Annotated in this window: 28 protein-coding genes; 11 read left to right on the top strand and 17 right to left on the bottom strand. The window is 70.9% G+C overall.

The window, feature by feature from the left end:
• Position 1 precedes the first annotated feature (1 nt).
• Both ACWDUM_RS27035 and ACWDUM_RS27040 read left to right on the top strand, forming a co-directional pair.
• Complete coding sequence (locus ACWDUM_RS27035) at positions 2–466, top strand: pyridoxamine 5'-phosphate oxidase family protein (protein WP_450136378.1); 465 nt, start codon at positions 2–4, stop codon at positions 464–466.
• On the top strand, positions 463–1,383 hold the full coding sequence (locus tag ACWDUM_RS27040) for an SDR family oxidoreductase (protein ID WP_450136379.1): 921 nt from the start codon (positions 463–465) through the stop codon (positions 1,381–1,383). The genes ACWDUM_RS27035 and ACWDUM_RS27040 overlap by 4 nt, the downstream gene beginning before the upstream one ends.
• Positions 1,384–1,402: 19 nt before the next feature.
• On the opposite strand, the gene ACWDUM_RS27045 is transcribed toward ACWDUM_RS27040, so the two are convergent.
• The 3 genes from ACWDUM_RS27045 to ACWDUM_RS27055 all read right to left on the bottom strand — a co-directional run bounded on the left by ACWDUM_RS27045 (position 1,403) and on the right by ACWDUM_RS27055 (position 3,962).
• A complete protein-coding gene (locus tag ACWDUM_RS27045; RefSeq protein ID WP_450136380.1) occupies positions 1,403–2,332 on the bottom strand; it encodes a cation diffusion facilitator family transporter in 930 nt (309 codons plus the stop codon).
• 84 nt (positions 2,333–2,416) lie between these two features.
• A complete protein-coding gene (locus ACWDUM_RS27050; RefSeq protein ID WP_450114728.1) occupies positions 2,417–3,508 on the bottom strand; it encodes an FUSC family protein in 1,092 nt (363 codons plus the stop codon).
• 37 nt (positions 3,509–3,545) lie between these two features.
• The gene (locus ACWDUM_RS27055) at positions 3,546–3,962 is read right to left on the bottom strand and encodes a DUF3151 domain-containing protein (RefSeq protein WP_450114650.1); all 417 of its coding nucleotides are present in this window, start codon (positions 3,960–3,962) and stop codon (positions 3,546–3,548) included.
• A gap of 148 nt (positions 3,963–4,110) precedes the next feature.
• On the opposite strand from ACWDUM_RS27055, the gene ACWDUM_RS27060 reads away from it, so the two are divergent.
• Positions 4,111–4,725, top strand: a complete 615-nt coding sequence (locus ACWDUM_RS27060; RefSeq protein ID WP_450136381.1) for an Rv0361 family membrane protein — start codon at positions 4,111–4,113, stop codon at positions 4,723–4,725.
• Positions 4,726–4,737: 12 nt separating this feature from the next.
• Here the strand turns inward: ACWDUM_RS27060 and ACWDUM_RS27065 are convergent, their stop codons facing one another.
• Positions 4,738–5,580 (bottom strand): NAD(P)H-binding protein, encoded by an 843-nt coding sequence (locus ACWDUM_RS27065; protein WP_450136382.1) that lies wholly within the window; start codon positions 5,578–5,580, stop codon positions 4,738–4,740.
• A 94-nt stretch (positions 5,581–5,674) separates the two neighbouring features.
• On the bottom strand, positions 5,675–6,712 hold the full coding sequence (gene fbaA / locus ACWDUM_RS27070; RefSeq protein WP_450114647.1) for a class II fructose-bisphosphate aldolase: 1,038 nt from the start codon (positions 6,710–6,712) through the stop codon (positions 5,675–5,677).
• A gap of 154 nt (positions 6,713–6,866) precedes the next feature.
• Between fbaA and ACWDUM_RS27075 the strand changes: the two genes are divergently transcribed.
• Together ACWDUM_RS27075 and ACWDUM_RS27080 are read left to right on the top strand one after the other, a co-directional pair.
• Complete coding sequence (locus ACWDUM_RS27075; protein WP_450114646.1) at positions 6,867–7,616, top strand: VTT domain-containing protein; 750 nt, start codon at positions 6,867–6,869, stop codon at positions 7,614–7,616.
• Between the two features lie 3 nt (positions 7,617–7,619).
• Complete coding sequence (locus ACWDUM_RS27080) at positions 7,620–8,270, top strand: DedA family protein (RefSeq protein ID WP_450114645.1); 651 nt, start codon at positions 7,620–7,622, stop codon at positions 8,268–8,270.
• Here ACWDUM_RS27080 and ACWDUM_RS27085 read toward each other — a convergent pair.
• Positions 8,255–8,998 carry a MerR family transcriptional regulator gene (locus tag ACWDUM_RS27085; RefSeq protein WP_450136383.1) on the bottom strand — a complete coding sequence of 248 codons (744 nt, stop codon included), beginning with the start codon at positions 8,996–8,998 and terminating at the stop codon, positions 8,255–8,257. The two genes, ACWDUM_RS27080 and ACWDUM_RS27085, sit on opposite strands and share 16 nt — an antisense overlap.
• On the bottom strand, positions 8,991–9,476 hold the full coding sequence (locus ACWDUM_RS27090) for a DUF6194 family protein (RefSeq protein ID WP_450136384.1): 486 nt from the start codon (positions 9,474–9,476) through the stop codon (positions 8,991–8,993). The genes ACWDUM_RS27085 and ACWDUM_RS27090 overlap by 8 nt, the downstream gene beginning before the upstream one ends.
• Before the next feature lie 159 nt (positions 9,477–9,635).
• Between ACWDUM_RS27090 and ACWDUM_RS27095 the strand changes: the two genes are divergently transcribed.
• On the top strand, positions 9,636–11,495 hold the full coding sequence (locus ACWDUM_RS27095; protein ID WP_450136385.1) for a glycoside hydrolase family 15 protein: 1,860 nt from the start codon (positions 9,636–9,638) through the stop codon (positions 11,493–11,495).
• Positions 11,496–11,510: 15 nt separating this feature from the next.
• Here the strand turns inward: ACWDUM_RS27095 and ACWDUM_RS27100 are convergent, their stop codons facing one another.
• The 5 genes from ACWDUM_RS27100 to ACWDUM_RS27120 form a co-directional block, all read right to left on the bottom strand.
• Positions 11,511–12,668, bottom strand: a complete 1,158-nt coding sequence (locus tag ACWDUM_RS27100) for a glycoside hydrolase family 76 protein (protein ID WP_450114641.1) — start codon at positions 12,666–12,668, stop codon at positions 11,511–11,513.
• A 34-nt stretch (positions 12,669–12,702) separates the two neighbouring features.
• A complete protein-coding gene (locus tag ACWDUM_RS27105) occupies positions 12,703–13,407 on the bottom strand; it encodes a TrmH family RNA methyltransferase (protein WP_450114640.1) in 705 nt (234 codons plus the stop codon).
• Positions 13,408–13,533: 126 nt separating this feature from the next.
• Positions 13,534–13,671 (bottom strand): hypothetical protein, encoded by a 138-nt coding sequence (locus tag ACWDUM_RS27110; protein ID WP_450114639.1) that lies wholly within the window; start codon positions 13,669–13,671, stop codon positions 13,534–13,536.
• Between the two features lie 135 nt (positions 13,672–13,806).
• On the bottom strand, positions 13,807–14,388 hold the full coding sequence (locus ACWDUM_RS27115) for a DUF6636 domain-containing protein (RefSeq protein ID WP_450136386.1): 582 nt from the start codon (positions 14,386–14,388) through the stop codon (positions 13,807–13,809).
• A 68-nt stretch (positions 14,389–14,456) separates the two neighbouring features.
• Positions 14,457–15,245, bottom strand: a complete 789-nt coding sequence (locus ACWDUM_RS27120; RefSeq protein WP_450136387.1) for an SDR family oxidoreductase — start codon at positions 15,243–15,245, stop codon at positions 14,457–14,459.
• A gap of 45 nt (positions 15,246–15,290) precedes the next feature.
• Between ACWDUM_RS27120 and ACWDUM_RS27125 the strand changes: the two genes are divergently transcribed.
• Positions 15,291–15,737: a hypothetical protein gene (locus ACWDUM_RS27125; RefSeq protein ID WP_450114636.1), complete on the top strand. Its 447-nt coding sequence runs from the start codon at positions 15,291–15,293 to the stop codon at positions 15,735–15,737.
• Here ACWDUM_RS27125 and ACWDUM_RS27130 read toward each other — a convergent pair.
• The gene (locus ACWDUM_RS27130) at positions 15,734–16,414 is read right to left on the bottom strand and encodes a lysoplasmalogenase (protein WP_450114727.1); all 681 of its coding nucleotides are present in this window, start codon (positions 16,412–16,414) and stop codon (positions 15,734–15,736) included. The two genes, ACWDUM_RS27125 and ACWDUM_RS27130, sit on opposite strands and share 4 nt — an antisense overlap.
• Before the next feature lie 65 nt (positions 16,415–16,479).
• Here ACWDUM_RS27130 and ACWDUM_RS27135 point away from each other — a divergent pair, with 65 nt between their 5' ends.
• The 4 genes from ACWDUM_RS27135 (at position 16,480) to ACWDUM_RS27150 (ending at position 19,647) form a co-directional block, all read left to right on the top strand.
• The gene (locus ACWDUM_RS27135; protein ID WP_450136388.1) at positions 16,480–17,079 is read left to right on the top strand and encodes a phosphoribosylanthranilate isomerase; all 600 of its coding nucleotides are present in this window, start codon (positions 16,480–16,482) and stop codon (positions 17,077–17,079) included.
• A 73-nt stretch (positions 17,080–17,152) separates the two neighbouring features.
• Positions 17,153–17,626, top strand: coding sequence for a MarR family winged helix-turn-helix transcriptional regulator (locus ACWDUM_RS27140; RefSeq protein ID WP_450114634.1), 474 nt, complete (start codon positions 17,153–17,155; stop codon positions 17,624–17,626).
• A gap of 28 nt (positions 17,627–17,654) precedes the next feature.
• The gene (locus ACWDUM_RS27145) at positions 17,655–18,911 is read left to right on the top strand and encodes an MFS transporter (protein ID WP_450136389.1); all 1,257 of its coding nucleotides are present in this window, start codon (positions 17,655–17,657) and stop codon (positions 18,909–18,911) included.
• 223 nt (positions 18,912–19,134) lie between these two features.
• Positions 19,135–19,647: a hypothetical protein gene (locus tag ACWDUM_RS27150; protein WP_450136390.1), complete on the top strand. Its 513-nt coding sequence runs from the start codon at positions 19,135–19,137 to the stop codon at positions 19,645–19,647.
• A 48-nt stretch (positions 19,648–19,695) separates the two neighbouring features.
• Here ACWDUM_RS27150 and ACWDUM_RS27155 read toward each other — a convergent pair whose 3' ends face one another.
• Genes ACWDUM_RS27155 through galT form a run of 4 tightly spaced genes read right to left on the bottom strand, consistent with a single transcriptional unit; the run spans position 19,696 to position 26,194 of the window.
• On the bottom strand, positions 19,696–22,488 hold the full coding sequence (locus tag ACWDUM_RS27155; protein WP_450136391.1) for a DUF2804 family protein: 2,793 nt from the start codon (positions 22,486–22,488) through the stop codon (positions 19,696–19,698).
• Positions 22,485–23,798, bottom strand: coding sequence for an MFS transporter (locus tag ACWDUM_RS27160; protein WP_450136392.1), 1,314 nt, complete (start codon positions 23,796–23,798; stop codon positions 22,485–22,487). The genes ACWDUM_RS27155 and ACWDUM_RS27160 overlap by 4 nt, the downstream gene beginning before the upstream one ends.
• Before the next feature lie 57 nt (positions 23,799–23,855).
• Entirely contained in the window at positions 23,856–25,043 is a 1,188-nt protein-coding gene (gene galK, locus ACWDUM_RS27165) for a galactokinase (RefSeq protein WP_450136393.1), read from the bottom strand.
• Positions 25,040–26,194, bottom strand: a complete 1,155-nt coding sequence (gene galT, locus ACWDUM_RS27170; RefSeq protein WP_450136436.1) for a galactose-1-phosphate uridylyltransferase — start codon at positions 26,192–26,194, stop codon at positions 25,040–25,042. The genes galK and galT overlap by 4 nt, the downstream gene beginning before the upstream one ends.
• Positions 26,195–26,216: the final 22 nt, after the last annotated feature.

Raw genomic sequence — 26,216 nt, forward strand, 5'->3', positions numbered from 1 at the left:
CATGACGACCTGGCAGCAGTTCTCCGACGAGGCACCCGACCTGGCCGACGCGATCCGGGCCCGCCTGACCGCACACAAACACCACGTACTGGCGACCCTGCGGGCCGACGGGTCGCCGCGGGTCAGCGGCACCGAGGTGGAGATCTTCCGCGGACTGCTGGTCCTCGGCTCGATGCCGCAGGCCCGCAAGGTCCTCGACCTCCGGCGGGATCCGCGCTTCGCACTGCACTCGAACCCGGGTCACCACACGATGGACGGCGGCGACGCCAAGATCTCCGGCCGCGCCCGCGAGCTGACCGGCGGCGAGAAGGAAGCGATCCTCGACAGCTACCCGGAGAACCCGGGCGGCGATGCGCACATCTTCGAACTCGGCATCGAGGAGGCCGTGCTGACCACGGTGTCGGACGACCGACTGCACGTCGATCTGTGGCGTCCCGGCGCCGGCGTCACCAGGCGCAGCCGGTGAGCGCCCCGGACCTGAGCGGCCGGGTCGCGCTGGTCGCCGGCGCGACCCGTGGCGCGGGCCGGGCCATCGCGGTCGAGCTGGCCCGGGCCGGGGCCACCGTCTACGCGACCGGGCGCAGCAGCCGCGCGGGGCGGTCGGAGATCGACCGGCCGGAAACCATCGAGGAGACCGGCGAACTCATCGCCGCGGCCGGCGGCAACGGTGTGGCGCTGCGGGTCGATCACCTCGAGCCGGACCAGGTGCGGGCCCTGATCGACCGGATCGACGCCGACCACGGCCGCCTCGACGTCCTGGTCAACGACATCTTCGGCGGCGACCGCTACGCCCAGTTCGGCACCACCCTGTGGGAGCACGACCTCGACGGCGGCCTGCGGATGCTGCGGATGGGCATCGACACCCACGCGATCACCAGCCACTTCGCGCTCCCCCTTCTGATCCGCAGGCCGGGCGGGCTGGTGGTCGAGATGACCGACGGCACCGCGGACTACAACGTCGCCTACCGGCACCAGGTCGGCTTCTGGTACGACCTGGTCAAGGCCGCGGTGCAGCGGATGACCACGGCGCAGGCGTACGAGCTGGCGCCGCACGGCAGCTCGGCGGTCGCGGTGACGCCGGGCTGGCTGCGGTCGGAGACGATGCTGGACATCTTCGGGGTGACCGAGGACCACTGGCGCGACGCCCTCGAGCAGGAACCGCACTTCGCGATCTCCGAGTCGCCCACGTTCGTCGGACGCGCGGTGGCGGCGTTGGCCGCGGATCCGGATGCCGGTGGGTTCAGCGGCGAGGTCGTCTCGAGCGGGCAACTGGCGCAGCGGTACGGATTCACCGACGTCGACGGCTCTCGGCCCGACTGCTGGCGCTATCTGGTCGAGGTGCAGGACCGCGGCCTGCCCGCGAACACCGACGGCTACCGCTGATCGACCGTCCGCCGCCGTGTCACCAGGTGAGGTTCTCCGCGCAGCGGCTGCCGTCGGCGGCGGACTCCACCTGCACGGTGGCGTGCCCGAGCCCGTGACCGTCGAGGACCGTCTTCGCTGCCCGCAGCACGGACTGGGTGTCGGTGTCGGTGGTCAGGTGCACGGTCGCCACGTCCATGCCGGTGGTGAGCGTCCACACGTGCAGGTCGTGCAGGTCGGTGACCCCGGGCAGGGCGAGGAGGTCGGCGCGCACGGCGTCGACGTCGACGTTCGCGGGTGACGCCTGGGTGAGGATGCGGAGGGCGGCGGCGGCCAGTTTGACGGCCCGCGGCACCACCCACAGCGAGATCAGCACGCCGACGACGATGTCGGCGTAGGTCCAGTTGAAGGCGAGCACCAGGGCGCCTGCGATCAGGACGCCGACGCTGCCGACGGCGTCGGCGAGCACCTCGAGGTAGGCGCCGCGGACGGCGAGGGAGTCCTCCGCGTCGCCGCGCAGCAGCCACATCACCACGAGGTTCGCGGCCAGCCCGGCGGCGGCGGTGAGCATCAGCGGCAGCCCGGGGATCTCGGGGGCGTCGCCGATCCGCCCGATCGCCTCGTACATCACCCACACCGCGACGGCGAGCAGGAGGACGGCGTTGGCCATCGCGGTGAGGACCTCGGCGCGGTGCCAGCCGAAGGTGCGGGCGGCGGCCTTGGACCCCTGCCGCGCGAGCAGCAGTGCGACCAGACCCATGGACATGCCGACCACGTCGGTGAGCATGTGGCCCGCGTCGGCGAGCAGCGCCAGCGATCCGATGGCGAGACCGACGACGACCTCGAGCACCAGGAATCCGACGAGGATGCCGAGAGCGAGGACCATCCGGCGGATTCGCGCCGCGGGCGGTCCCGCGATGCCGGGTTCGACGGCGCCGTGGCCGTGCGCGTGTCCGTGTCCGACGCCCATCACCCGGCTCCTCGCTCGTTCGGTCGGCCCGTGTTCTCCGGACCCGGAGCCATCATATGCACATATTCGCATATATCGAAAGGGCTACTCCGGCGGGTAGGCGGGGTTGGGCACGGTCGGCGGCAGGGTCGCGATCGCGGAGATCCGGCTCAACCCCGCCACCTGAAGCAGGTCCACGATCAGGGACCGGATCTGCGCGAACACCACGGTCGCCGAGATGCCCGCGTTCTCCACCAGTTCCGCCTTCGCGCCGACCGCGACCGAGCGCAGCACCCGCGCCGCCTCCGCCCGGTCCGGCTGCTGCCCCGGGTCGGCGAGCACCACCCGCCGCAGCACGTCGACCGCGTGCGAGAGCTTCTCCACCTCGTCCACCAGCCGCGGGTCGAGGATCTCGTCGTCCCGCACCAGGGTCAGCGACCGGCGGGCCAGGACGCGGATGTTGCGCATCGCGTTGTCGATCGGGTCCGCCGCCGCGGCGAGCCGGTCGAACCGGGACCGCGAGTTCCAGTACAGCGGCGAGAGCCGGCTGATCTCCCGCCCACCGCTCAGACTCGACCGCAGCCCTTCGATGGAGGACTGGGTGGCACGGGCCTTCTTCAAGCCCTCCTTGATCGGTTTCGGATCGTTGGCGACGAGTCCGTCCGCGACCAGCTGCAGCACCTCGGACGCGGTGCCGAGGATGTCCGCGGCGTTCTTGCGGGCTCGCAGCACCGGATGCGACGGCACCAGGGTGACGACCAGGAAACCGACGAGGCCGCCGATCAGGGCGTCGATCATCCGGTCCGCCCCGCCGCCCTGCTGTGGCGGGATCAACGTCGCCACCAGCACCGCGGAGGTCCCGGCCTGCATGGAGATGATCGGGCCGCCGTCGAGGAAGATCGCGGTCGACATCGCCAGGGCGACGACGAGGGTGATCTGCCAGGCTCCGGTGCCGATGATCGAGATCAGGGTGTCACCGACACCGATACCGACGGTGACGCCTGCGATCAGCTCGGCCGACCGCCGCACCCGGGCCCCGAGCGAGAGCCCGAGGGACACCACCGCGGCGATCGGCGCGAAGAACGGATTGTGGTGGTGGAAAAGGTCGTTGGCGACGAACCAGGCCAGGCCCGCCGCCAACGCGCACTGCAGCACCGGGAACGCGGAGGCGCGGACACGAGCAGCGGACGCCCGCAGCCGTTTCCGCGCCCGGTCACGGCTGTAGACGGGAAATCTATTCGACGCCAAGTGCTTCGGCAGCCCGCGGGTCGCAGTCCTCCAGCAGGTCCAGGCACCGGGCGTGCTCGTCGGACTCGCCGATCACCTGCGCGGCCCGGGCCAGGGCGGCGACGCAGCGCAGGAACCCGCGGTTCGGTTCGTGACTGTACGGAACCGGACCGAAGCCCTTCCAGCCGTTGCGCCGCAACTGGTCGAGCCCGCGGTGGTAGCCGGTGCGCGCGTAGGCGTAGGCCGTGATCGTCTCGCCGTCCGCCAGCGCCGCCTCCGCCAGGTACGCCCAGGCGATCGACGCGGTCGGGTGGTCGGCGGCCACCTGCTTGGGGTCGGCCTTGTTCAGGAGTTCGGACTCGGCGTCCTCGTCGCCGGGCAACAGAGTGGGCTGGGGGCCGAGCAGATCACCGAAAGAGGTCATGCCGACCATTGTGCGCGCAGCCGAACTTCGGCTGCGCCCCGACACCCCGCGTACGACGCCTCGGACCGGGTCGCTCACGTCGTAGGCTGCTGACCGTGCGCGAGGTCCGCGCCACCCGAGACCGTCACAGAACCAGGGGGCGAAGGCCGTGCCGAACCACGAACCCGAGTCCGGGCAGGACCCGGCGGACACCCCCGACGAGGCTGCCCCGGATCCGTCCGACGCCGCGACCACCGTCATCCCGCACGCGACCCGCGCCACGCCGACCCGGGTCGGCCCCGGAACGGCCGCGGGCGGGGCGCCTGCGGCGGCCCGGATCCCCGAACCGCCATCGGCACCGTCCCGGCGGCGCCGGTGGCCGCTGGTTCTCGGGGCCCTCGTGCTGCTCGGCGCGCTCGCGGCCGGCGCGGCACTGCTCTACGACCGCGTCTCCGGCGACGGCACCGAGACCGCGGTCCGAGCGGCGATCACCGATTTCGTCGACGCCCTCGACCGCGGCGACCTCGCGGCGCTGCGGGCGGGCAGCTGCGGCGAACTCGCCGCCTACTACGGACAGGTCACCGACGCCGACTTCGCGGACGTGTACCGGTCGGCGAACTCCGATCGTGCGGTCCCCGTCGTCACGAGCATCGACGCGGTGTCCGTCACCGACGACACCGCCCTCGCCCAGGTGACCGTCCACACCGCGAACGATCCGGCCTCGAGTTCGGTGCGCTCGTTCGCGCTCGAGCGGCAGGACGGCGTGTGGAAGGTGTGCAGCTGAGAACGTGGGCCGTCACAGGTCCGACAGCGGAGGGAAGACGGCAGCGACACCTGCCGGGTCGCGATGGAGCACCCGCCGCACGTCACCGCTGACCCGGGACAGGTCACCGTTCGCGATCGCGGTGTAGGAACTGACCCAGCCGTCGACCTCCCACTGCTGCGCCCCGTAACGGGCACGCGAGGCGTACGCCTCGTCGAGCGTCTCGCGGTGGTAGCGGATCGGCCGGCCCAGCGCCGCCGTCAGCGCTTCCGCCACGTCGGCCAGTGACAGCGCCGCCGGGCCCGTCAGGTTCAGCGTGTGCCCGTCGTGGCGGTCGCCGGCGAGCACGGCGGCGGCCACCTCGATCACGTCGGCGCGCGCGACCATCGCGGCGCGTCCGTGTCCGGCCGGACCCCGGATGAGGTCGTCGTGACCGACCAGCGCGGGCATCAGGTCCAGATACAGGTTGTCGCGCAGGAACGTGAACACCAGGCCGCTGTCACGGATGGCCTGCTCGGTGTGCCAGTGGTCGCGCCCGAAGGTGAACGTGCAGTCCGGTGCGGCGCCGACGAACGAGACGTAGACGATGCGCCGCACCCCGGCGGCGACCGCCGCGTCGACGGCCCGCCGCTGCAGGTCGGCGCGGTCGGGGCTCTCGGTCGCCGAGACCATGAAGAAGGTGTCCGCGCCGCGCAGCGCGTCGACGAGCGCCGGGTCGCCGAAGCTCGCCCGGATCGCGGTCGCGCCCTGCCTGCCGTGGAGGCGGGACGGGTCGCGGGTGATCAGCGTGGCCTGCGTCCCGGCCTCGGCGAGCAGATCCGCAACTCCCCCACCGATGTGCCCGCCGGCCCCGGAGACGGCGATCCGCTCGCTCATGTCCCCACCCTACGGCCGCGAAAAGACGAAAGTGCAGTTCCCGTTCGCATCGGCCGGGTGGCCGCGACGGGAACTGCACTTTCGGGGGGAAGAACTATCCGGCGGAGACCGAGCGTCCCGCGGACTTGAGGTCGTTGCAGGCCTCGATGACGCGAGCGGTCATGCCGGCCTCGGCCTTCTTCAGGTAGCTGCGCGGGTCGTAGACCTTCTTGTTGCCGACCTCGCCGTCGACCTTCAGGACACCGTCGTAGTTGGTGAAGAAGTGGCCGGCGATCGGGCGGGAGAACGCGTACTGGGTGTCGGTGTCGACGTTCATCTTCACGACGCCGTAGCGCAGCGAGTCCTCGATCTCCGACTTCAGCGAGCCCGAGCCGCCGTGGAAGACGAAGTCGAACGGCTGGGAGCCGGCGGCCAGGCCGAGCTTGGCGGTCGCGGCCTCCTGGCCCTCCTTGAGCACCTCCGGCTTGAGGACGACGTTGCCCGGCTTGTAGACGCCGTGCACGTTGCCGAACGTGGCGGCCAGCAGGTACTTGCCGTTCTCGCCGACGCCGAGCGCGTCGACGGTCTTCTCGAAGTCCTCACGGGAGGTGTAGAGCTTGTCGTTGATCTCGGCCTCGACGCCGTCCTCTTCGCCGCCGACGACGCCGATCTCGACCTCGAGGATGATGTTCGCGGCCTTCGACAGCTTCAGCAGGTCCTGCGCGATCTGCAGGTTCTCGTCGATCGGCACGGCCGAGCCGTCCCACATGTGCGACTGGAACAGCGGGTTCCGGCCGGCGTTGACGCGCTCCTGAGAGATGGCCAGCAGCGGGCGGACGAAGGTGTCCAGCTTGTCCTTGGGGCAGTGGTCGGTGTGCAGCGCGATGGTGACGTCGTACTTGGCGGCGATCACGTGCGCGAACTCGGCGAGTGCGACCGCGCCGGTCACCATGTCCTTGACGCCGAGGCCCGAGCCGAACTCCGCGCCGCCGGTCGAGAACTGGATGATGCCGTCACTGCCGGCGTCCGCGAAGCCCTTGATGGCCGCGTTGATCGTCTCGGACGAGGTGCAGTTGATGGCGGGGAAGGCGAAGGAGTGCTCCTTGGCCCGTCCGAGCATCTCGGCGTAAACCTCGGGAGTTGCGATGGGCACGGCAGCTGACCTCCATGTCGGCGTGTCGGATGGGCGCAGTCGGTCGTGTCGGTGCGCACCTGGTCCTAGCAGTATGGCAACTGCGACCCACGACGTCTCGTGCGAGTCCGCAGATCGGGCACTAAGCCCCCTCTCAGACACCGCCGGTACGCTGATGCGCGTGATTGTGCAGGCAGCCGCTGACCTCGTGACCGATGGCCGGGACTCCGTGACGAACCTGGCACTGCTGCCGGGCTTCCTGGATCCGGTGAACCTTCTGAACTCGTTCGGCACCTGGGTGCTGGTCGGCCTGCTGCTGGTGGTGTTCATCGAGTCCGGCCTGCTGTTCCCGCTGCTGCCGGGTGACTCGTTGCTGTTCACCGCGGGCCTGATCGCCGCGTCGAAGTCCACCGAGGTGGAACCGTTCGCGCCGCTGTGGGTGCTGCTGGTGACGATCCCGATCGCCGCGATCCTCGGCGACCAGGTCGGCTACTGGATCGGCGCGAAGGGCGGCGCCGCCCTGTTCAAGTCGGACGACGCGAAGTTCTTCAAGAAGAGCTACATCGACGAGTCGCACGCGTTCTTCGAGAAGCACGGCCCGATCACCATTCTCCTCGCCCGCTTCGTGCCGATCGTGCGCACCTTCGCTCCGCTGGTGGCGGGCGCGTCGAAGATGAAGTACTCGGTGTTCCTCACCTACAACATCGTCGGCGGCATCGCCTGGGGCGCGGGCGTCACCCTGCTCGGCTACCTGCTCGGCCAGATCGGCTTCATCCGCGACAACGTGGACCTGATCTTCATCGTCATCGTGCTCGTCTCCGTCATCCCGATCGCGGTCGAGGTCGGCAAGCGCTACCTCGCGTCGCGTCGCGCCCCCGCCGCCGACGCCCCGGCGACCACCGTCGCCGACGAACGCACGCCGTAGTCGATGCCGCTGGCCGTCGCCGACCTCGGACCGTTCGACAGTGTCGGGCCGGTCGTGGTGTGGCTGCTCGTCGTGACCTTCGTTTTCCTCGAGTGCGCCTTCATCGTCGGACTGTTCCTGCCCGGTGACTCGATGCTGCTGACGGCCGGGATCGTGCTCGCCGGGCACTCGGCGGGGACGGCGCACGTGTGGTCACTGTCGGCCGGCGCGGCCGCGGCCGCGATCGCCGGCAATCAGGTCGGCTACGTGATCGGGCACCGCAGCGGACACCACCTGGCGGCCCGCCGCGACGGCAAGTACCTCAACACCACGAACCTGCACAAGGTCAACGCGCTGCTCGACCGGCACGGGTTCTGGTCGGTACTCGTCGCCCGGTGGATCCCGTGGGTGCGGACCCTGTGCCCGCTCGTGGCCGGCGCCGCCCGAATGAATCACCGCGCCTACACCGTCGCGAGCACGCTCGGGGCGCTCGCGTGGGCGCCGGTGCTGTTGCTGCTCGGGTTCTACGCGGGCGAGTTCCTCGAACAGGTGCCGTGGCTGATGCCCGCGGTGCTGGCGGTGCTGGTCACCGCGCTCGTCGTCGGGACGGTCGTCGGGGTGCGGCAGTACCGCCAGGAACTCGAGAAGCCGCCGGAGGACTACGCGGTCGAGTGAGCCCGCCGGGTGTTCGCGAGGATCGCGTCGTGGACGTACCACGCGAATCCGGGTGCGATCCCGTCCCACTGATCGACGACGGCGGGGTCGGCGACGTACTCCCGCGCCACTTCGACGTGGCGGTCGGCGCCGCAGTCGTGGAACCAGCGTTCCAGGTGCCGGCGATGCTGCTCGGCGGCGTCCATCGCCTGCTCGCCGTCGGCGGGCACGCCGGCCGCCATCGCCTCGGCGAACGCGGCGATGGCACTCTCCGCCTCGGCCTTGATCTCGTGCCAGTCCTCGGCGGTGTACGCCGACGTGGCCCGCCACTCGCCGCCGGCGCCGCGGGCGGCGGCGAACAGATCCGCGAACCGGTCGGTGCCGAAGATCTCGAGTTGTTGTGCCGGGGAGAGTGCAATGCCCAGGCGCCGGGCCTCGATCTCCCGTTCCAGTTCGGTGAGCAGGTGCGCGGTCCGGGCCTGCCGCTGTCGCAGCAGGCGGTGCTGGCGGCGCAGGTGGGTGTCCGGGTCCGGGTCGTCGATCAGCGCGGCGATCGCGTCGAGGGGAAAGTCGAGCGCCCTGTAGTAGAGGATGCGCCGCAACCGGTCCAGGTCGGTGTCGGTGTAGCGGCGGTGGCCCGCCGAGGTGCGCGCGTGCGGAGTCAGCAGCCCGATCTCGTCGTAGTGGTGCAGGGTGCGCACCGACGTCCCGGACAGCTTCGCGACCTGCCCGACCGGGTACTCACCCATGGCGACGGGTTCGCTCGAGTGCCTCGGCGAGCAGGTCCGCCGCGAGCTGCCCGCACCGCGGACCCGGGTTCAGGATCGAGATCCACGACTGCGCGGCGTACACCGGATGCGGCAGCAGCCGGTCCGACTCCCGGTAGTCGTACTCGCGGTGATGGTCGGCGTGCTCCTCCGGTCCGTGGCCGAGCAGGTCCCGGAACCGGTCCCGGCCGACGTGGACGTTGAGCCGGTACACGCCGGGGCGGTCCAGGTCGGACGCGGTGTCGAACCCGGGGTAGTCACCGGTGACGATCGTCGCGAACGGGGAGCGGTCGTCGGGGGCGCCGTCGGCCGGTCCGCGATCGGCGTAGACGAACACGTCCCCCCACGCGACCTCCGGTGCGCCGTTCTCCGCTCCCGCGACGAGGATCCGGACCCCGTCCATCGCGGCCGCCCGGGCCACGGCCTCGTCGAGTGTCCAGGTGTTCTGCGATGTGCTCATGTCGGCCACGGTAGAACCTCACGCTGCGTGGGGTGCAAGCGTTTCCCGGGACGGGTCCCGGGCTCCCTCGATAAACTGGCTGCGCAGCAAGGGTTTCCCCGGCAACGGTTCCCGGTCGCCGTCTCCTCGCGACGACGAGACCACGAAGGGACGTCACCGATGTCCGAATTCCCGCCGATCGCGGAGTACGCCTTTCTGTCCGACTGCCGGACCGTCGCACTACTCGCCCCGGACGGAAGCGTCGAGTGGCTGTGCCTGCCCCGCCCCGACTCGGCCAGTGTGTTCGGCTCGCTGCTGGATCGATCCGCGGGGTTCTTCAGGCTGTCGCCGGCGAACATGACGGTGCCGTCGCAGCGCCGGTACCTGCCCGGGACGCTCGTGGTCGAGACGACGTGGTGCACGCCGACGGGGTGCCTGGTGGTCCGCGACGCCCTCGCCATCGGGACGTGGTCCGGTGCGCGCCGGATACCCGGGCACCGGCGGCCGCCCGGCAACTTCGTCGCCCTCGGCATGATGGTGCGCACCGCGGAGTGCGTGGAGGGCACGGTCGAGACCACGGCGAACTGCCTGCCCCTGTTCGACTACGGTCGCGACGCCGGATCGTGGGCGTACGTCGGCGAGGGCTACGGCCACCTGCGGTGCCGTGCTGTAGGCGCCGCGCCCGACCTGACGCTCACGCTGACGAGCAACCTGCGGTTCGCGATCGGCGGCGCCAGGGCGGGCGCGCGCACCGACCTGACGGCGGGAGAGCACGCGTTCGTCGCGCTGGCGTGGGGCGACCTGTCGCCGCCGCGGACGTTCGAGGAGGCGGAAGAGCGGATCGAGACCACCGGGCGACTCCACCGGGCGTGGTTGCGGCACGCCGCGCTGCCCGATCACCCGTGGCGACCGCACCTCGAGCGCAGCGTCATGACCCTCAAGGGGCTGACGTACACGCCCTCCGGCGCGATCATGGCCGCGGCGACCACGTCCCTGCCGGAAGCTCCGGGTGGAGAACGCAACTGGGACTACCGATTCTGCTGGATCCGCGACTCGTCGTTCCTCCTGCGGGCACTGTTCGATCTCGGACACGACTGGGAGGCGGTCGAGTACTTCGAGTTCCTGATGGACGCGATCACCGGCGGCTCGCCCGGCGACGGTTCAGCCGGGGCCGCACTGCAGATCATGTACGGCATCGACACCGAACGGGACCTGACCGAACGCACCCTCGACCACCTCGGGGGCTACGACGGAGCCCGCCCCGTCCGCGTCGGCAACGGCGCCTACGCGCAGCGCCAGCACGACATGTGGGGTCTGACGCTCGACTCGATCGCCACCCACGTCCGGCACGCCAGCCGACTCGGTCCGCCCGCCTGGACCCTGGTGACGAGTCTGGTGGAGGGTGCGGTCGCGGCCTGGCGGGAACGCGACCGCGGGATCTGGGAGATGCGGGGCGAGCCACACCACTTCACCGCGTCGAAGGTGATGTGCTGGGTGGCCCTGGACCGGGGCGCCCGGCTCGCCGCCGACCGCGGCGACGCCACCGATGCGGCGCGGTGGCGCGCGATCGCCGACGAGATCCACGCCGACGTGTGCGCGCACGGCGTCGACGACCGCGGCGTGTTCGTCCAGTACTACGGGGCCACCGCGCTGGATGCGTCCGCGCTGCTCGTGCCGCTGATGGGGTTTCTGCCGCCCGAGGACGAGCGGGTCCGGGCGACGGTGACGGCGATCGAACGGGAGCTGACGTCGGACGGGCTCGTGCTGCGTTACCGGGCGGGGACCGACGACGGGTTCACGGACCCGGAGGGAGCCTTCACGATGTGTTCGTTCTGGCTGGTGTCGACGCTGACGATGATCGGCGAGACCGAGCGAGCGCACCGGCTGTGTGCGCGACTGCTGTCCCTGGCCAGCCCGCTCGGGCTGTTCGCCGAGGAAATCGACCCGCTCACCGGCGCACAGCTCGGCAACTTCCCCCAGGCGTTCACCCACCTCGCGCTGATCGAGGCCGTGACCCGGCTGATCCGGGCCGAGGCGTGACCGGGTCCGAGCTGCTCAGACCCGGAACCGGCGGGTCGGCCGCGGCTCGAGCGTGCCGGCCGCGACGTACGCGGCCTCCATGAGCATCCACCCGCCCAACTGGACGGACAGGTCCCGCTCGGCGATGTCGGAGGCGTGCACGGTTCCGCCGGAGAAGGTCGCGATCCCGGCGCCGAGGCCGGGCAGCCGCGCCGTTCGGGTCCAGTCGCAGCCGAACAGGGGCTGGCCCTCGATCTGCAGCCGGTTGTCCCACGCGGCTTCCGCGGAGTCGAGGACGATCTGGGCGGCGATGCGCCGTGCCCGCTGGTCGGGCTCGCTGTCGCCGGGCAGCCGCGCGGCGACGTGTGCGAGGTACCGGGCGAGGATGCCGTCGAAGAGGCCGCCGTCGCCGCCCCCACCGCCGGCGATCACCCCGTCCACGGTCAGGTGCTTGTCGATCGCGTCCACGAGATCGTGTACCCGTCGCCGGTGCCGTGGCTCGTCCAGACGCAACGCCAGCTCGGTTTCCATGCCGAGCGCGACCCCCTGGCAGTACGTGTAGACGGCGCGGTCGAGGACGCCGGCGGGCACCGGTCTGCCGGAGGGGAACCGGATCCCGTCGAGGATCAGGCCCGTCGCGGGATCCTTGAGCGTGTCGTCGATCCAGTCGGCCATGGCCTGCGCCCGCAGCAGGCGACCGGTGCGGGCGAGCAGGATCGCGGCGGGACCGTTGGCCGGCGCGTTGTAGAAGTCCGAGCGGGTGCGCCACGGGATGCCGCCCCCGGACTCCGGCGCCCACGCGCTGAACACCTGCGTTTCGAGGTCGCCGATCGCGACCCGGAAGTCGAGATGGTGCAGCCGCTGCGCCCGTTCCAGCGCGATACCGAGCCACGCCATGTCGTCGTAGTACTGGTTCGTCCACCCGGTGATGTTCCGGATCCGGTGGGCACGACCGATTTTCGTGATCCTGCGACGACGGCGCGAGGTCGGGTTGCGGTCGGCGGCGTCGATGACGCAGTCCAGCAGATGGGCCTGCCACCAGTAGTGCCAGGTGAAGAACAACCGCTCCCGGCGAACCGGCGGCCACGCGACCACCGCCAGACTCGTGCCGGGCAGCGCCCACAGTCGCCGGAGATGCCGGGTGACCACCGCCTCCTCGGCGGCGTCCGCCCGCGCCGACCACTCGTGCTGCATGACAACCGATCTTGCCTATTCGAGGGACGATTCGCTACCACGACCGGCCGAGATCGGCGTGTTGCCGAATCCAGGCGTGCATCGCGATCCCCGCGGCCACCCCGGCGTTGATGCTTCGGGTGGAACCGAACTGCGCAATCGAGACAGTCATCGCGGCGGACCGCTTCGCATGGTCACTGACGCCCGGGCCTTCCTGCCCGAACAGCAGGATGCACTCGCGCGGCAGGTTCGCCGTCTCCAGCGGGACCGAGCCGGGCACGTTGTCGACGGCCACGACGGCGAGGTCCGAACTGGCGGCGTACTCGAACAGTTCCTCGGCGGTCGGGTGGTGGACGATGTGTTGGTAGCGGTCGGTGACCATGGCGCCGCGCCGATTCCATCGTCGCCGGCCGACGATGTGCACGGCGGCCGCGGCGAAGGCGTTGGCGGTGCGGACCACCGTGCCGATGTTGGCGTCGTGCCCGAAGTTCTCGATCGCGACGTGGAACGGGTGCCGCCGGGTGTCGATGTCCGCCATGATCGCGTCCCGGCTCCAGTACCGGTAGGCGTCGACCACGTTTCGCCGGTCCCCCGAGATCAGCAGTTCGGGGTCGTACCGAGGGTCGTCCGGCAGCGGCTCGCCGCGTTCGACCAGCCACGGTCCGACACCGTGCGGGTGCTCGCCCCATTCGGTGGGTCCGGGCTCGTCGCCGTGTTCGGGCCGATTGCCGTCGACGCCGTCGGAACCGCTCGTGCTCATGGGTTCATTGTCCCGCCCGCCTCGCACCCTCCGAAGTCCGGGCACCCGGAGACACGACTGTGGGCGGGTGCCGCGCAGTCGCGACACCCGCCCACAGTCGAGAGGGGGGCGTTACCCGGCCTGGTCTCAGGCGGCGTCGGCGGACAGGCTCGCGACCGAGCCGCCCAGCTCGACGAGGCCGGAGGCGGCGTCACCGAAACCAGTGAGCAGGTTGCCGAAATCGCCGAGAGCGGAGAGCAGGCCGATGATCTGATCGATGTCCATGAGCGTCCTTCGCGTCAGCACGGCTGGGCCGTGGAGGTTTCGCATCACCGGATGGCGACGACGACGCGTTGAACAGTAAGGGCAAGGATAGGCTTACCTCAACACGCTCGAATGTGAGTTGACCCACACGGTCGGTCAGAAGGTCTCGTTGGAGTTCGACGAGATCCGGAAGCCGTGCCCGGTGTCGTCCTTGCGGCAGGTGATCCCGTCCGCCGCGGACACGCAGGTGAATCCGAACGACGCCACGGTCTGCCCGACCGGCAGCACCGGGTCGGTGCCGCCGGAGGTGTACACGAGCCCGCCGGAGCACAGGAACTCGGCCGGGCCGGTGCCGGTCACCCGGATGCCGCTGCCCCAGTTCACCATGCAGTTCTCCGGTCGCGGCGGGACCGGAGTGGTGGTCCCCTGGCAGCCCGCCTCCGTGCGGGTGGCCAATTCGATTATGCCGCACTGAAATCCACCGGCCGGGGCGGTGAAGTAGACCGCCTCGTTGCGCCGGTAGGTGGTGGTCGGCGGTGCGGTGGTGGTGGTCGGCGGCGCGGTGGTGACGGTGGTCGTCGTGGTCGGTACCGCGGTCGTTGTCGGCGCGGCCGTGGTCACCGGCGCGGTGGTCGTGGTCGTCGGCGCTGCCTCGTCGGCATCGGATGCGCCGCAGGCCGTCACCACCATTGCCGCGGCCGCCGTTCCCAGTACCGCCAGCACTCGACGCGAACCCACCAGCACTCCCCTTCCGTACGGATCGCGAACGACCCTACGGCCTGCCGTCGGTCGGGCGAAACCCACTGTCAGGTGTGCGTGATCCGGCGGTTGAGGGCCCGGCTCGCCCATGCCGGCGCGAACCGGGACGCGAGCAGCATCAGGAGGGCCTGAGCCCCGACGGGATAGTGAACCTTCGGCATCACCCGGGGCCGTCGGCGCACGGCGGACGCGATCTCGTCCGCGACGTCGTCAGCGGTCAGGTGGATGCCGAGCGAGGCCACCGCCCGCGTGTCCATGTCGTCGGTCATCGCGGTGCGCACGAACAGCGGCCAGATCGCGAGCACCCGAATTCCCGATGCCCGCCACTCCAATTCGAGGGCCTCGGTCAACCCGCGGATGGCGAACTTGGTCGCGCTGTACGTGGCGAGTTCGGGTTGCCCGTAGATCGCCGAAGCCGAGCACAGGTTGACCACGACCGCGCCCGGCGTTGCCGCGAGATACTCGTGGGCGGCCGCGCATCCCGCGACCACCCCTCCCACGTTGACGTCGACCATCGCCCGGTGCGCGGCCGGGTCGGTCTCCGCGAACGGGCCCGAGGACAGCACGCCCGCGTTGTTGACGAGGACGTCGAGCCGGCCTCCGGAGTCCGCGGTGAACTCGGCGAGCCGCTGCCGCCACTGCGCGGCATCGGTGACGTCGAGGGTGCCGGTGTGCACCGCACCACCGTGCGCGCGGATCTCGTCGGCGAGCACCGCCAACCCCGGTCGGTCGACGTCGAACGCCCCGACGAGGTACCCGTCGCGGGCGAACCGTCGAGCCGTCGCACGTCCGATACCGGCTGCCGCACCGGTGATGACCACCGCTCGCTTCGTCATGTCGCGAGGGTAGTTCGCGCGCCTACCCTGGAGGTGGAGGATTCGATGTTCCACGAACGGATCGCGCGCGTGGTGCTGGCCGTCACCGCCGGGTATCTCGTGATCCTCGGGTTCTGGCTCGGCTGGCTGCTGCCGCACACCCCGCCGGCGACGATCCCGTTCCAGCTCTGCGGACTGCTCGCCGCATACGGTTCGGCGCTCGGTCTCGGCATGATCTGGGCGGATCGGCCACCGCGCGCCGATCGCCGGATCGAGCGTCGCGGCCTGGAGGGCTGGGCGACCATCGACCGCTCCCGGTTCCTCGCCGTCACGCCGCGCCACGGGCACCTGACCTCACTGCACCTGCAGCTGACGGTGCCCGGCGAGCAGTCGTACTCGGGAAGCATCGTCTACGAGGTACCCGAGGGCATGGACAAGCGGTTCGCCCCCGGCAAGGTCGTGTCGATCCGCGTCGACCCCCGCGACCGCGATCGCATCGTCCTGTTCCCCTAGGACGTCATCCCCTCGACGAGCAGTGCCTGTGCTGCGGCATAGCTGGCGAGGATGACGCCCTCGGCGGCGCGCCGGCCCGCGGTCCCGCGCACGAAGAGGCGCCGCACCACGATCAGCGCGTCGGATCCGGTGAACAGCAGCCCGCCGAGACCGAGCCGGCTGCGCGGGTCCGCGTTCGGGACCACGTTGCCCGCGACGACCCGCGCGCCCGGAGCCAGTGACGGATCCGCGGACAGCGTCGACGTGGTGCCGAGCACCGCGCCGTACGCGGTGAGCGTCGGCGCGACCCGACGCGCCCGCGCTCGCAGCAACCCGGCGGCGCCGAGCCACCCGAGCAGCCGCGGCACCAGCGCCGGGGCGGTCGGGCGGGCGCCTCGCCGAGCGAGCACGGTCGAGTACCCGACCTGCATGACCGCGAACGAGCGCGCACCGTTCATCAGCCGGGTGTCGTCGTCGGGGTCGATCATGAACACGTCACCGACGGTGGCCGCGGCCAGGGAGCCGAGCAGGACGGCGGTGTCGACGCGGTCGATGTTGCCGCGCCGGCGCAGCACCCGCGCGGCCAGCGCCGGCGCGATCAACGGCTTCGCGACCAGTTGCAGCTTCTCGTTCTCGACGACCGCACCGACGACCGTCGCCGCGGTCGCACCGAGAAACACCGCATGTTCGAGCTTCATCCCCACCTCCGGATCCGGGTACTGCGGTGAGGGTAGCTGCCGGGCGATGGCCATATCCTCGGATCATGACGTTCATCAAGATGTGCGGACTCCGGGACGAGGCCACCGTGGATCTGGCGGTCGGGCTCGGGGTCGACGCCGTCGGGTTCGTCTTCGCCGACAGCCCCCGCAAGGTGACGCCGGAGCAGGCGGCGCAGCTGCGGACCCGGGTTCCCGAGGGGGTTCTCCCGGTCGGGGTGTTCGTCCGGATGGGCCTGGACGAGATCGTCGCCGCCGCCACGGCCGCGGATCTGGACCACGTGCAGGTGCACGACCTGCGCTCGGCCGCGGATGTGTCGGCGCTGCACGACGCCGGGCTGACGGTGATCCGCGCGGTCAACACCGGCGGCGCGGAGGATCTGGCCGACGATCTCGGAGCGGACCTGCTGCTGGTGGACGGCGCCGTCGCGGGTGCCGGGGTGACGTGGGACTGGCAGGACCGCAGTGCCCTGCCGTCCGGCCGGTGGATCCTGGCCGGTGGACTCACCCCGGAGAACGTCGCGCGGGCGGTGACAACGTCCGGGGCCTGGGGGGTCGACGTGTCCAGTGGCATCGAATCGAGCCGTGGCGTCAAGGATCCCGCGCTGATGTCGGCCTTCGCGGCGGCGGTCCGCTCCGGCACCTGACCCATTTCCGACCCTGCTCCGGGTCTCACACACGGTTTACATACATAGTTTACCTATGCAATAATCTTGACTCATGGCGACGACAGGCGACCCGGAGGCAGTCAGCGACACCGAGGCCCACCTGCGCCGGGTGCTCGCGGAACTGGTGACCAACTCGTCCCGCTTCACCCGACTCGCCTCGTCCATGTCCGCCGACACGTGGTCCCGGCCGTGGATGCGCGCGCTGTCCCTCCTCGAGGAGTACGGCGCGCTGCGCGTCAGCGAGGTCGCCCGACTGGACAGTTCCTCGCAGCCGACGGCGACCGCCCTGCTCAAGCAACTCGGCGCGGCGGGACTGGTTCGGCGGCAACGCGATCCCGAGGATTCCCGGGCCGTGATGATCGAGATGACCGATGCCGGACGCGCATGGCTGGCCGAGGCACGCGACAACATCGGCGCCACCCTCGCCGAGCATCTGCCGGGCATCGACGCCGGGCAGATCGAACGACTCTCCCTCAGCCTCCGCGATCTCCGCGAGGTCGTGAAGGAGTCGAGAAAACAGCAATAGCAGACGATTTCACGCAAAGGAGGTGTCCGTGACCACCACCGCCACGGCCCCCGCATCCGAAGCGGAGGACACCAGCATCCTGCATCAATCGAAGGCGGTGTGGGCGGTCGCCTTCGCCAGCGTCATCGCCTTCATGGGCATCGGTCTGGTCGACCCGATCCTCAAGCCGATCGGCGAGGACCTGCACGCCACACCCTCCCAGGTTTCACTGCTCTTCACCTCGTACATGCTCGTCACCGGCGTCGCCATGCTGGTCACCGGTGCCATCTCCAGCCGCATCGGCTCGAAGAGGACACTGCTGTCCGGTCTGGCGATCATCGTCGTCTTCGCCGCGCTGGCGGGCACCTCGGACACCGTCGGCGGCATCATCGGCTTCCGCGCCGGCTGGGGCCTGGGCAACGCCCTGTTCATCGCCACCTCCCTCGCGACGATCGTCGGCGCCGCGTCCGGCGGTGTCGGGAAGGCGATCATCCTGTACGAGGCGGCACTCGGCGTCGGCATCGCGGTGGGTCCTCTGGTCGGCGGCGTGCTCGGCGACATCAGTTGGCGTGCACCGTTCTTCGGCGTCGCCGCGTTGATGGCGGTGGCGTTCATCCTGATCGTGGCGATGCTCCCGGCGGCCCCGGTCCCCAAGTCCGGGCACACCTCGCTCGCGGCGCCGTTCCTCGCACTGCGCCACCGAGGACTGCTGACCGTCGCCATCACCTCACTGCTGTACAACTACGGCTTCTTCACCCTGCTCGCGTACACCCCGTTCCCGCTCGACATGGGTGCGTACCCGATCGGTTTCATCTTCTTCGGATGGGGCCTGGCACTGGCGATCTCGTCCGTCTTCCTGGCGCCGCGACTGCAGCGCCGGTTCGGCACGCTCCCGATGATGATGGTGGCGCTGGGACTGTTCGCCGCCGACCTCGCGGTGATGGCGATGTTCACCGAGACGAAGGCCGTGTTGATCGTGTGCGTCGTCCTCGCCGGCCTGTTCCTCGGCGTGAACAACACGCTGATCACCGAGACCGTGATGATCTCCGCGCCGGTCGAGCGTTCCACCGCCTCCGCGGCCTACAGTTTCGTCCGCTTCGTCGGCGGCGCCGCCGCGCCGTGGGTGGCGGGCAGGCTCGGTGAGCACCACGCGAACCTGCCGTTCTGGGTCGGTGCGGCATGCACGGTGGCCGCGATCCTCGTGTTGTCCACAGGGCGAAAGATCCTCGCGCACGTCGACGACCACGACCCGGCACCGCACAGCGTCGAGGAGGCGACCGCGGTCGCCGTCGGCGACGCCGACTGATTCCCACCGTCGGCGACGCCGACTGACCGCCCGTGGATGGGAGGTCCGCGGCCCGGTTTCGCGTGAAACCCGGCCACGGACCTCCCCTTCCGCATTCTTCCCGGTGCACCGCCCGGTTGGGCTTGCGATCGAACGTGTGGCAGCATGAGCCGGCGCCGACGGCGGACCGACTCGTCCACTCGCTCGGCCGGGGGAATCGACAGACGAATACAGGGGGACATCCATGAACATCCGTCGCTGTGCCGTGCGCGCGTTCGGGGCCACTGCCATCGCCGCCACCGCTCTCACGGGCGTCGGCGCCACCGCGACCGCCGCGCCGACGCCCGCGCCGGTCGTGTACTCGACGCTGGCCGGCCCGACATTGGCGGCGATCGGCCAGAACTCGTTCTGCCACGGGCTGATCGACACGTCGATCGAAACCGACCCCGCCCGCCCGGGTGTCGCAATCGTCGTGTTCACCTCGCGCGGCATGCACGGCCTGACCCCGGACTGGGCGGCCGATCCGTACTGCCGTTTGGATGCCGAAATCGTCTACGGAACCGCCTTCGGCGTCGCCCAGGTCGCATCGGTCCCCCTGCGTTTCGGTGAGAGGCCGGGAGAAACGGTGCGCAGCGAGGTCGTTCCCGGTTCCGGACTCGCCGTGATCTCCGTTCAGGCGACCTTCACCAACGCGAGCTGGACCCAGCTGCGACCCCAATTCGGTGTCACGGTCAAGGGCAACCTGATGATCCCCTGATCCCCCCTGTCTCCGGCCGACACGCCGGAGCCGGCTACCGAACGCGACTCACCAGCGGTTGTGGACGTCCTCTGCCCAGCCGACGACGTCCTCGACGCGTACCCAGGCGCCCGAGTCGTCCCGCACCTTCCCGGACCAGTGGCCGAAGCACTGGTGTGTCTTGGACGCGAAGACCTTGAGGTCGGTGACGGACTCCTTGAGGTGAAACGGGGTGAACGTGAGATCGACTGTCTCCCCGGCGATTCGCCACGGGGCCATCCAGTCGCCCCGGTCGTAGGTCCAGACCAGTTCCTCACTGATCTTCGACAGGTGTCCGTCGACGAGCAGTGAGTTCTCCACCGATCCGGTGCCGTCGGTCCACTGGCCGCCCACCTGGATGCCGATCACCCGGCCGTCGGTGCGGCCCGATCCGGCACCCCAGTTCCAGCGCACCGAATACGGCCAGCGGCCCCGACCGTGGTCGAGGGTCGCCCAGGACTCGCCCTCGGGCACATCGTGGGCGACACCGTCGACGCGAATGCTTCCCGTCGCGGGCCGGGCGACGTCCTTGACGGTGTACTGGAAGAGCCGCTCGGTCCAGGGGACGACCACGCCGAGGCATTCGTGTCCGTCGGGCCGGTGGGCGATCACGTCGATCTCCACCCGCTCGCCTCGGGCCCGCAGCCGGGTCCCGCCGTCGACCTCGTCGATGTCGATCCGCACCTTCTTGGTACGGGAGCGGGCCGGGCCGGCGCCGAGGGTCGCGGGCAGGGTGGCGCTGCGTCCGCCCACGCCGATCGCGTCGTAGGAGATCGCCTGTCCGGTGGTCCGATCGAGCAGCCAGATGCCGTGCACGGCCGCGTAGTCGATGTCGGAGAGCACGAGCGCGACGACGTGGGTCGGCGTGGTCACCGCCCAGTACTCCCACCGTTTGTTGCGACCCTTCCCCACGCGGCCGCGGCCGATCCCGTCCGTGGTGATCAGGGGTGTCCGCGTCCACCCGACCGCGTCGGGGTTCAGGCGCCCGTCGGGCAGGGTCAGCGGGACCGGCTCGGTGATCTCGCGTTCGGACACGGCGAGTGGGAGCGCCGGCCCGCCGGCCGCGTGGTCGTGCCGCTGGCGCAGACGCCGGTTCGAGGCGCGGACCGCCTCCGCGTCGACCTTCAGCACCCGGCGGTCGTAGGTCATCAGACCGTTGGTCTCGTCCTCCACGTCGGCGAGCTGGGTGTAGACGAAGGCCGTCAGGCCCTCCTCGACGGCAGGCCCGACCTGCGCGTGCTGCAGCCGGAGGAACGCGCGCTCGAAGGCCCCGCGGTCGGCGTACTTGCGGTAGCCGAACTCCTTGTCGTTCCACACGTGTCCCGGCACCCGGTGGGAGTAGCCGCCGTACTCCGACAGCACGGCGGCGCGCTCGTCCACGGCGTCGGCGCGCGAGAGCCGGTAGGGCCGGAAGTAGACGTGCCGGCTGGCCATGTCGCCGCCGCGCTGGTCGTGCCAGCCGCTGACGTGGTCGACGGGCCGGGTCGCGTCGAGCGCCTTGACCCGCTCGGTGGTGGCGTTGGCGTCGAACTGCCCCCAGCCCTCGTTGAACGGCACCCATGCCGCGATGCTGGGAACCGAGCGCAGCAGTGTGACCGTCGCGTCGAGTTCCTCGAGGAACTCGGCCCGGCCCGCGGCGTCCTGCCGTCCGAACAGCGCGTACCGCGAGTCGTCCAGTTTCACCGGCAGGAGCACGGGCGCGGTCACGACGGCGGTCCGGTAGCTGCGGCCGCCGTTGACCATGTCCTGCCAGACGAGCATTCCGAGCCGGTCGCAGTGGTGGTACCAGCGCATCGGCTCGATCTTGATGTGCTTGCGCAGCATCGTGAAACCGAGTTCCTTGGCCGTCCGGATGTCGTGCACGAACGCTTCGTCCGACGGCGCGGTGTACAGGCCGTCGGGCCAATAGCCCTGATCGAGCAGGCCCGCATGCAGGTAGGGCGCACCGTTGAGCAGCAGCCGCGTGCGACCGGACGCGTCGGGCCCGAGCCCGAACGAACGCATCCCGACATAGCTCGAGACGCGGTCGGCGGCGAGCGTCACCTCCACGTCGTACAGGAAGGGGTCGTCCGGCGACCACCGGCGCACGTCCTCCCCGAGCCGCAGCCGGGTCCGGGCACCGACCGCGACGGTCTCGCGGACCACCTCGCGCCCGCCGGCGCCGACCGCGACCTCGGCCACGGATGCGCCTGTCCCGCCGGCCACCACACAGACCTCGACCTCACCGGTCTCCAGGTGCGGGACCAGTTCGAGCCGGTCGATCCACCGCTCCGGGACCGACTCGAGCCAGACGGTCTGCCAGATCCCCGACTGCGGCGTGTACCAGATGCCGCCACGATCGAGCTTCTGCTTTCCCCGGCTCCGCCAGGACGTGTCGGTGACGTCGCGGACCCTGACGACCAGCTCGTGGGTGTCGCCGCTGTCGAGGGCGTCGGTGATGTCGAGCGCGAAGGGCAGGTAGCCGCCGTGGTGCCCGCCGACCGACGTGCCGTCGACCCAGATCTCGCAGTCCTGGTCGACCGCGCCGAAGTGCAGCAGCACCCGGTCGCGGACGAAACCGTCGGGCAGGATGACGGTGCGGCGGTACCAGAGCGCCTCGTCCGGCTGCAGGGTGCGGTTCACGCCGGACAGCGGCGCCTCGGGTGAGAACGGCACCACGATCTCGCCGTCCCACCGGCCGGGTGGCGCGGTGACCCCGACCGAAGTGAAGGCGTGCTCCCACCGGCCGTTGAGGTTGAGGTACGAGTCGCGCACCAGCTGCGGGCGCGGGTACTCGGGCAGGACGTTGTCGGGGTCGAGGGCGTCGCCCCACACGGTCTTCACGAGGTGGCCTCCAGTGACTTCGGCTCGGGCGTCGGGTCCGTACCCATCGTCCGCAGCAGCAGGACGGGGATGACGATCAGCGCCACCACGACGGCAGCGGCCGGGAAGATCCACGGGGTCGGCACCTGCTTCACGACGCCGAGGTCGACGTAGGTCTCGTCGGCGCCGGCGATCACGGCGGCGCCGAGGAACGGGCCGATCACCATCGGGATGAGGACGGCGAAGATCATCCGCAGACCCTGCACCTGCCCGGCCCGGTCGGGCGGCGTGAGGTTGCGGACGGTCGCCGAGATGGCGGCCACCCCGAGCATGAACCCCGACATCATCACGATCCCCACCACGATGACGCTGAGCATGCCGCGCGCGGGAAACATCAGGAGGAGCCCGACGGCGTACATCACGGCCACCGGCAGGATCGCCCGCGAGGGACCGACCCTGTCCAGCACCCGCCCGCCGACAACGCTGATCACGGCCGCGCCGAGCAGGACCGAGGCGAGCACGATCGCGTACCCGTCGATGTCGAGGTACCGCTGGACGTAGATGATCAGATACGGCAGGAACACCTGGGTGCTGGTGCCGAGGACGGCCCAGGCGAGCAGGGCCACGTACAGGCGCGGGTTGTCGCGCACGGTGCTCGGCCGCAGTCCGTGCACGACCGAGGACAGGTAGCTGCCACCGGGTTTCGGGTGGCGCGGCTCGCGCAGTCCGAACCACGCGATGACGCCGACGAGGGCGGTGACGCCGCCGATGCTCGCGAAGAACAGGCTCCACTGGCCGTCCTGGGTCATCGGGTCGAGCGCCCCGAAGACCACCAGCATCGCGAGCAGCGGCATCGTGGCGAGGACGCCGTCGACCTTGCCCCGGTTGCCGGGGTGGGTGGAGTCGGTGACCCACGCGTTGAAGGCGGCGTCGTTCGCGGTCGACCCGAGGACGCTCATCACGCAGTCGAGCAGCACGATGGCGACGACCGCGACGACGACTGCGTCGAGCATCGGCAGCATCGACGCGGCGGAGTCGACACTGACCAGCCCGAATCCCGCGGTGCAGGCGCCCCACAGCACGTAGCCGGCCGCGATGAACTCGCGACGCCGGCCGGTGCGGTCCGACGCGGCTCCGGCGAGCAACGTCGCGATCGTCGCGGCGACGGCACTGGTCGCGACGAGGGTCGCCAGCGCCGTCGGCGAGTCGGTGATCGTGTCGTAGACGAACACGTTGAGGTACATGTTCTCGACCGTCCAGGCCAGCTGGCCGGTCAGGCCGAGGAGGACCACCCAGGTCCAGAGGCGGCGGTCCGCCGGGCGTTCGTGCATCACGCGACAATAGGTGGCGCGTGCCACGGCGGTGGCCCGAACTCCCACTTCCCGGAATCAGCCGATGCGACGGGCGGGACCTCCGCCGGCGTCGACACGCAGGAAGGCGGGGTCGCCGAGCCCGCGCGAGCGGGCTTCCGAAAGCACCTCTGCGGCAACCCGGTCCACCTCGGGCGCCTCGACCAGGGCGATCGCGGAGCCGCCGAAGCCACCACCGGTCATCCGGGCGCCGTGTGCTCCCGCGGCCAGCGCGGCGTCGACGGCACTGTCCAGTTCCGGGCAGCTCACCTCGAAGTCGTCGCGCAGCGACCGGTGCGAGGCCGTCAACAGCGGACCGATCTCGCGGAGCCGTCCGGATTCCAGGAGCGGCAGCACTTCTCGCACCCGGCCGATCTCGGTGACGACGTGCCGGGCCCGGCGCACCAGCTCCTGGTCGCCGCGGCCGCCGATCTCGAGACCCTCGTCGGCGGCCACCCGCAGGGACGGAACGCGCAGCGACGCCGCCGCCGCCTCGACCGACTTCCGGCGCTGCGCGTACTGCCCGTCCACCAGTTGGTGCGGGGCGCGGGTGTCGATCACCAGCAGCGCGAGCCCGGCACCGGCGAGGTCGAACGGAATCGGCGCCGCCGTGCCGTCGGCCGAGTCGACGAGCAGTGCGTGACCGGCCGTGGCGCGCAGGGAGATCGCCTGGTCCATCCCACCGGTCGGGGCGAGCGCGATCTCGTTTTCCGCGGCCACGCAGCAGGACGCCAGCCGGGCTCGGCCGCGATCGTCGGTGGGCAGGCCTGCGAGGTCCGCGACCGCGATCGCCAGAGCGCACTCGAGCGCCGCGGAACTCGACAGCCCGGCCCCGATCGGGACCGACGACTCGACGGCCACGTCGACCCCGAACTCGACGCCGACCAGCCCGACGCGGCGCATGGCCCACACCACCCCGGCGAGGTAGGCCGCCCAGCCGGACGGCACGCCGGGCGCCACGTCCGCGACCGCGCCGTCCCACGGATCCAGCCCCGACCGCAACCGCAGCCTGCGGTCACCGCGACCGCGGACGGCGACGGCGGTGCGGTGCGGCAACGCGATCGGAAGCGACAGCCCGTCCGCGTAGTCGACGTGCTCGCCGATCAGGTTCACCCGTCCGGGCGCCGTCCACACCCCGTCCGGCAGGCCGCCGAATTCGGCACCGAACCGTGCGGTGACCGCCGCCGCCAGCTCGGCGTCGGAAGCCGGTGTCAGCCAGTCGATCACGATTCCCCCGCTTCCCGTGCGCCGACTCCGGACGCGGCCGACCCGGGCGCGATCGCGCGGAACCGGGCGGCGACCGCCTCGGGCGTGGCGTCGGAGATCCACGCCCCCATCCCGGATTCGGAGCCGGCGAGGAACTTCATCCGGTGCGGCCCGCGCATCAGAGAGAACACCTGCAGGTGCAGCCGTCCCAGCTCCCTGCCCTCCCCCACCGGGGCCTGGTGCCAGCCCGCGATGTAGGGCAGCTTGTCGACCCCCTCGAAGAACCGGTCCAGCCGGGCCAGGATGTCGCGGTACACCACGGCGAGTTCGTCGAGTTCGTCCTCGGTCAGTTCGGTGAGGTCGGCAACGTCGCGGTGCGGGGCCAGGTGCAGTTCCACCGGCCATCGGGCGGCTGCCGGGACGTACGCGCTCCAGTGGCGCGCCTCGATCACCATCCGGGTGCCGGCCTTGCGTTCGGCGTCGAGGACGTCGCGCAGCAGCACCCGGCCGGTGCGCGCGTGATGGGCGCGCGACTGTCGCAGCAGTGCCTCGGTCCGGGCGGGTAGCTCGGGGTAGGCGTAGATCTGGCCGTGCGGATGGCCGAGGGTCACCCCGATCTCCTCTCCGCGGTTCTCGAAGCAGTACACCTGCGCGATACCCGGCAGGGCGGAGAGTGCGCGGGTCCGGTCCACCTGTGCGGCGAGCACGGTGCGCACCCGGGACAGGGGCAGGTCCGCGAATCCGAGCTCGTGGCGGCTGGTGAAGCACACCACCTCGCACCGGCCCGCCGCGCGGCGTTGCGGCCACAGATCCATCCCGTCGACGTGGTCGGTCACCGGCTCGGCGGTACGCGCGAACGACGGGAAGCGGTTCTCGAACACCGCGACGTCGTAGTCGTCGGCGGGGATCTCGGTCGCCGGCCCGCCGGGCCGGGTCGGGCACAGCGGGCACTCGGCCACGGAGGGCAGGAAGGTGCGGCTGTTGCGGTGCGAGGCGAGCGTCACCCACTCGCCGGTGAGCACGTCGTAGCGCATCGTGGACGTCGCCGCGACCGGGGCGAGGTCGCGTCCGTCACGCAGTTCGCGGGTGGCGACACCACCGGCATACGGCTCGGTGTCGTCGAAGTAGATCAGCTCGCGCCCGTCGGCGAGGGTGGTCGTGGTCTTCCGGATCGGCACCGGCCCACGATAGGCG

Source organism: Rhodococcus sp. NPDC003322 (genome assembly GCF_053589555.1).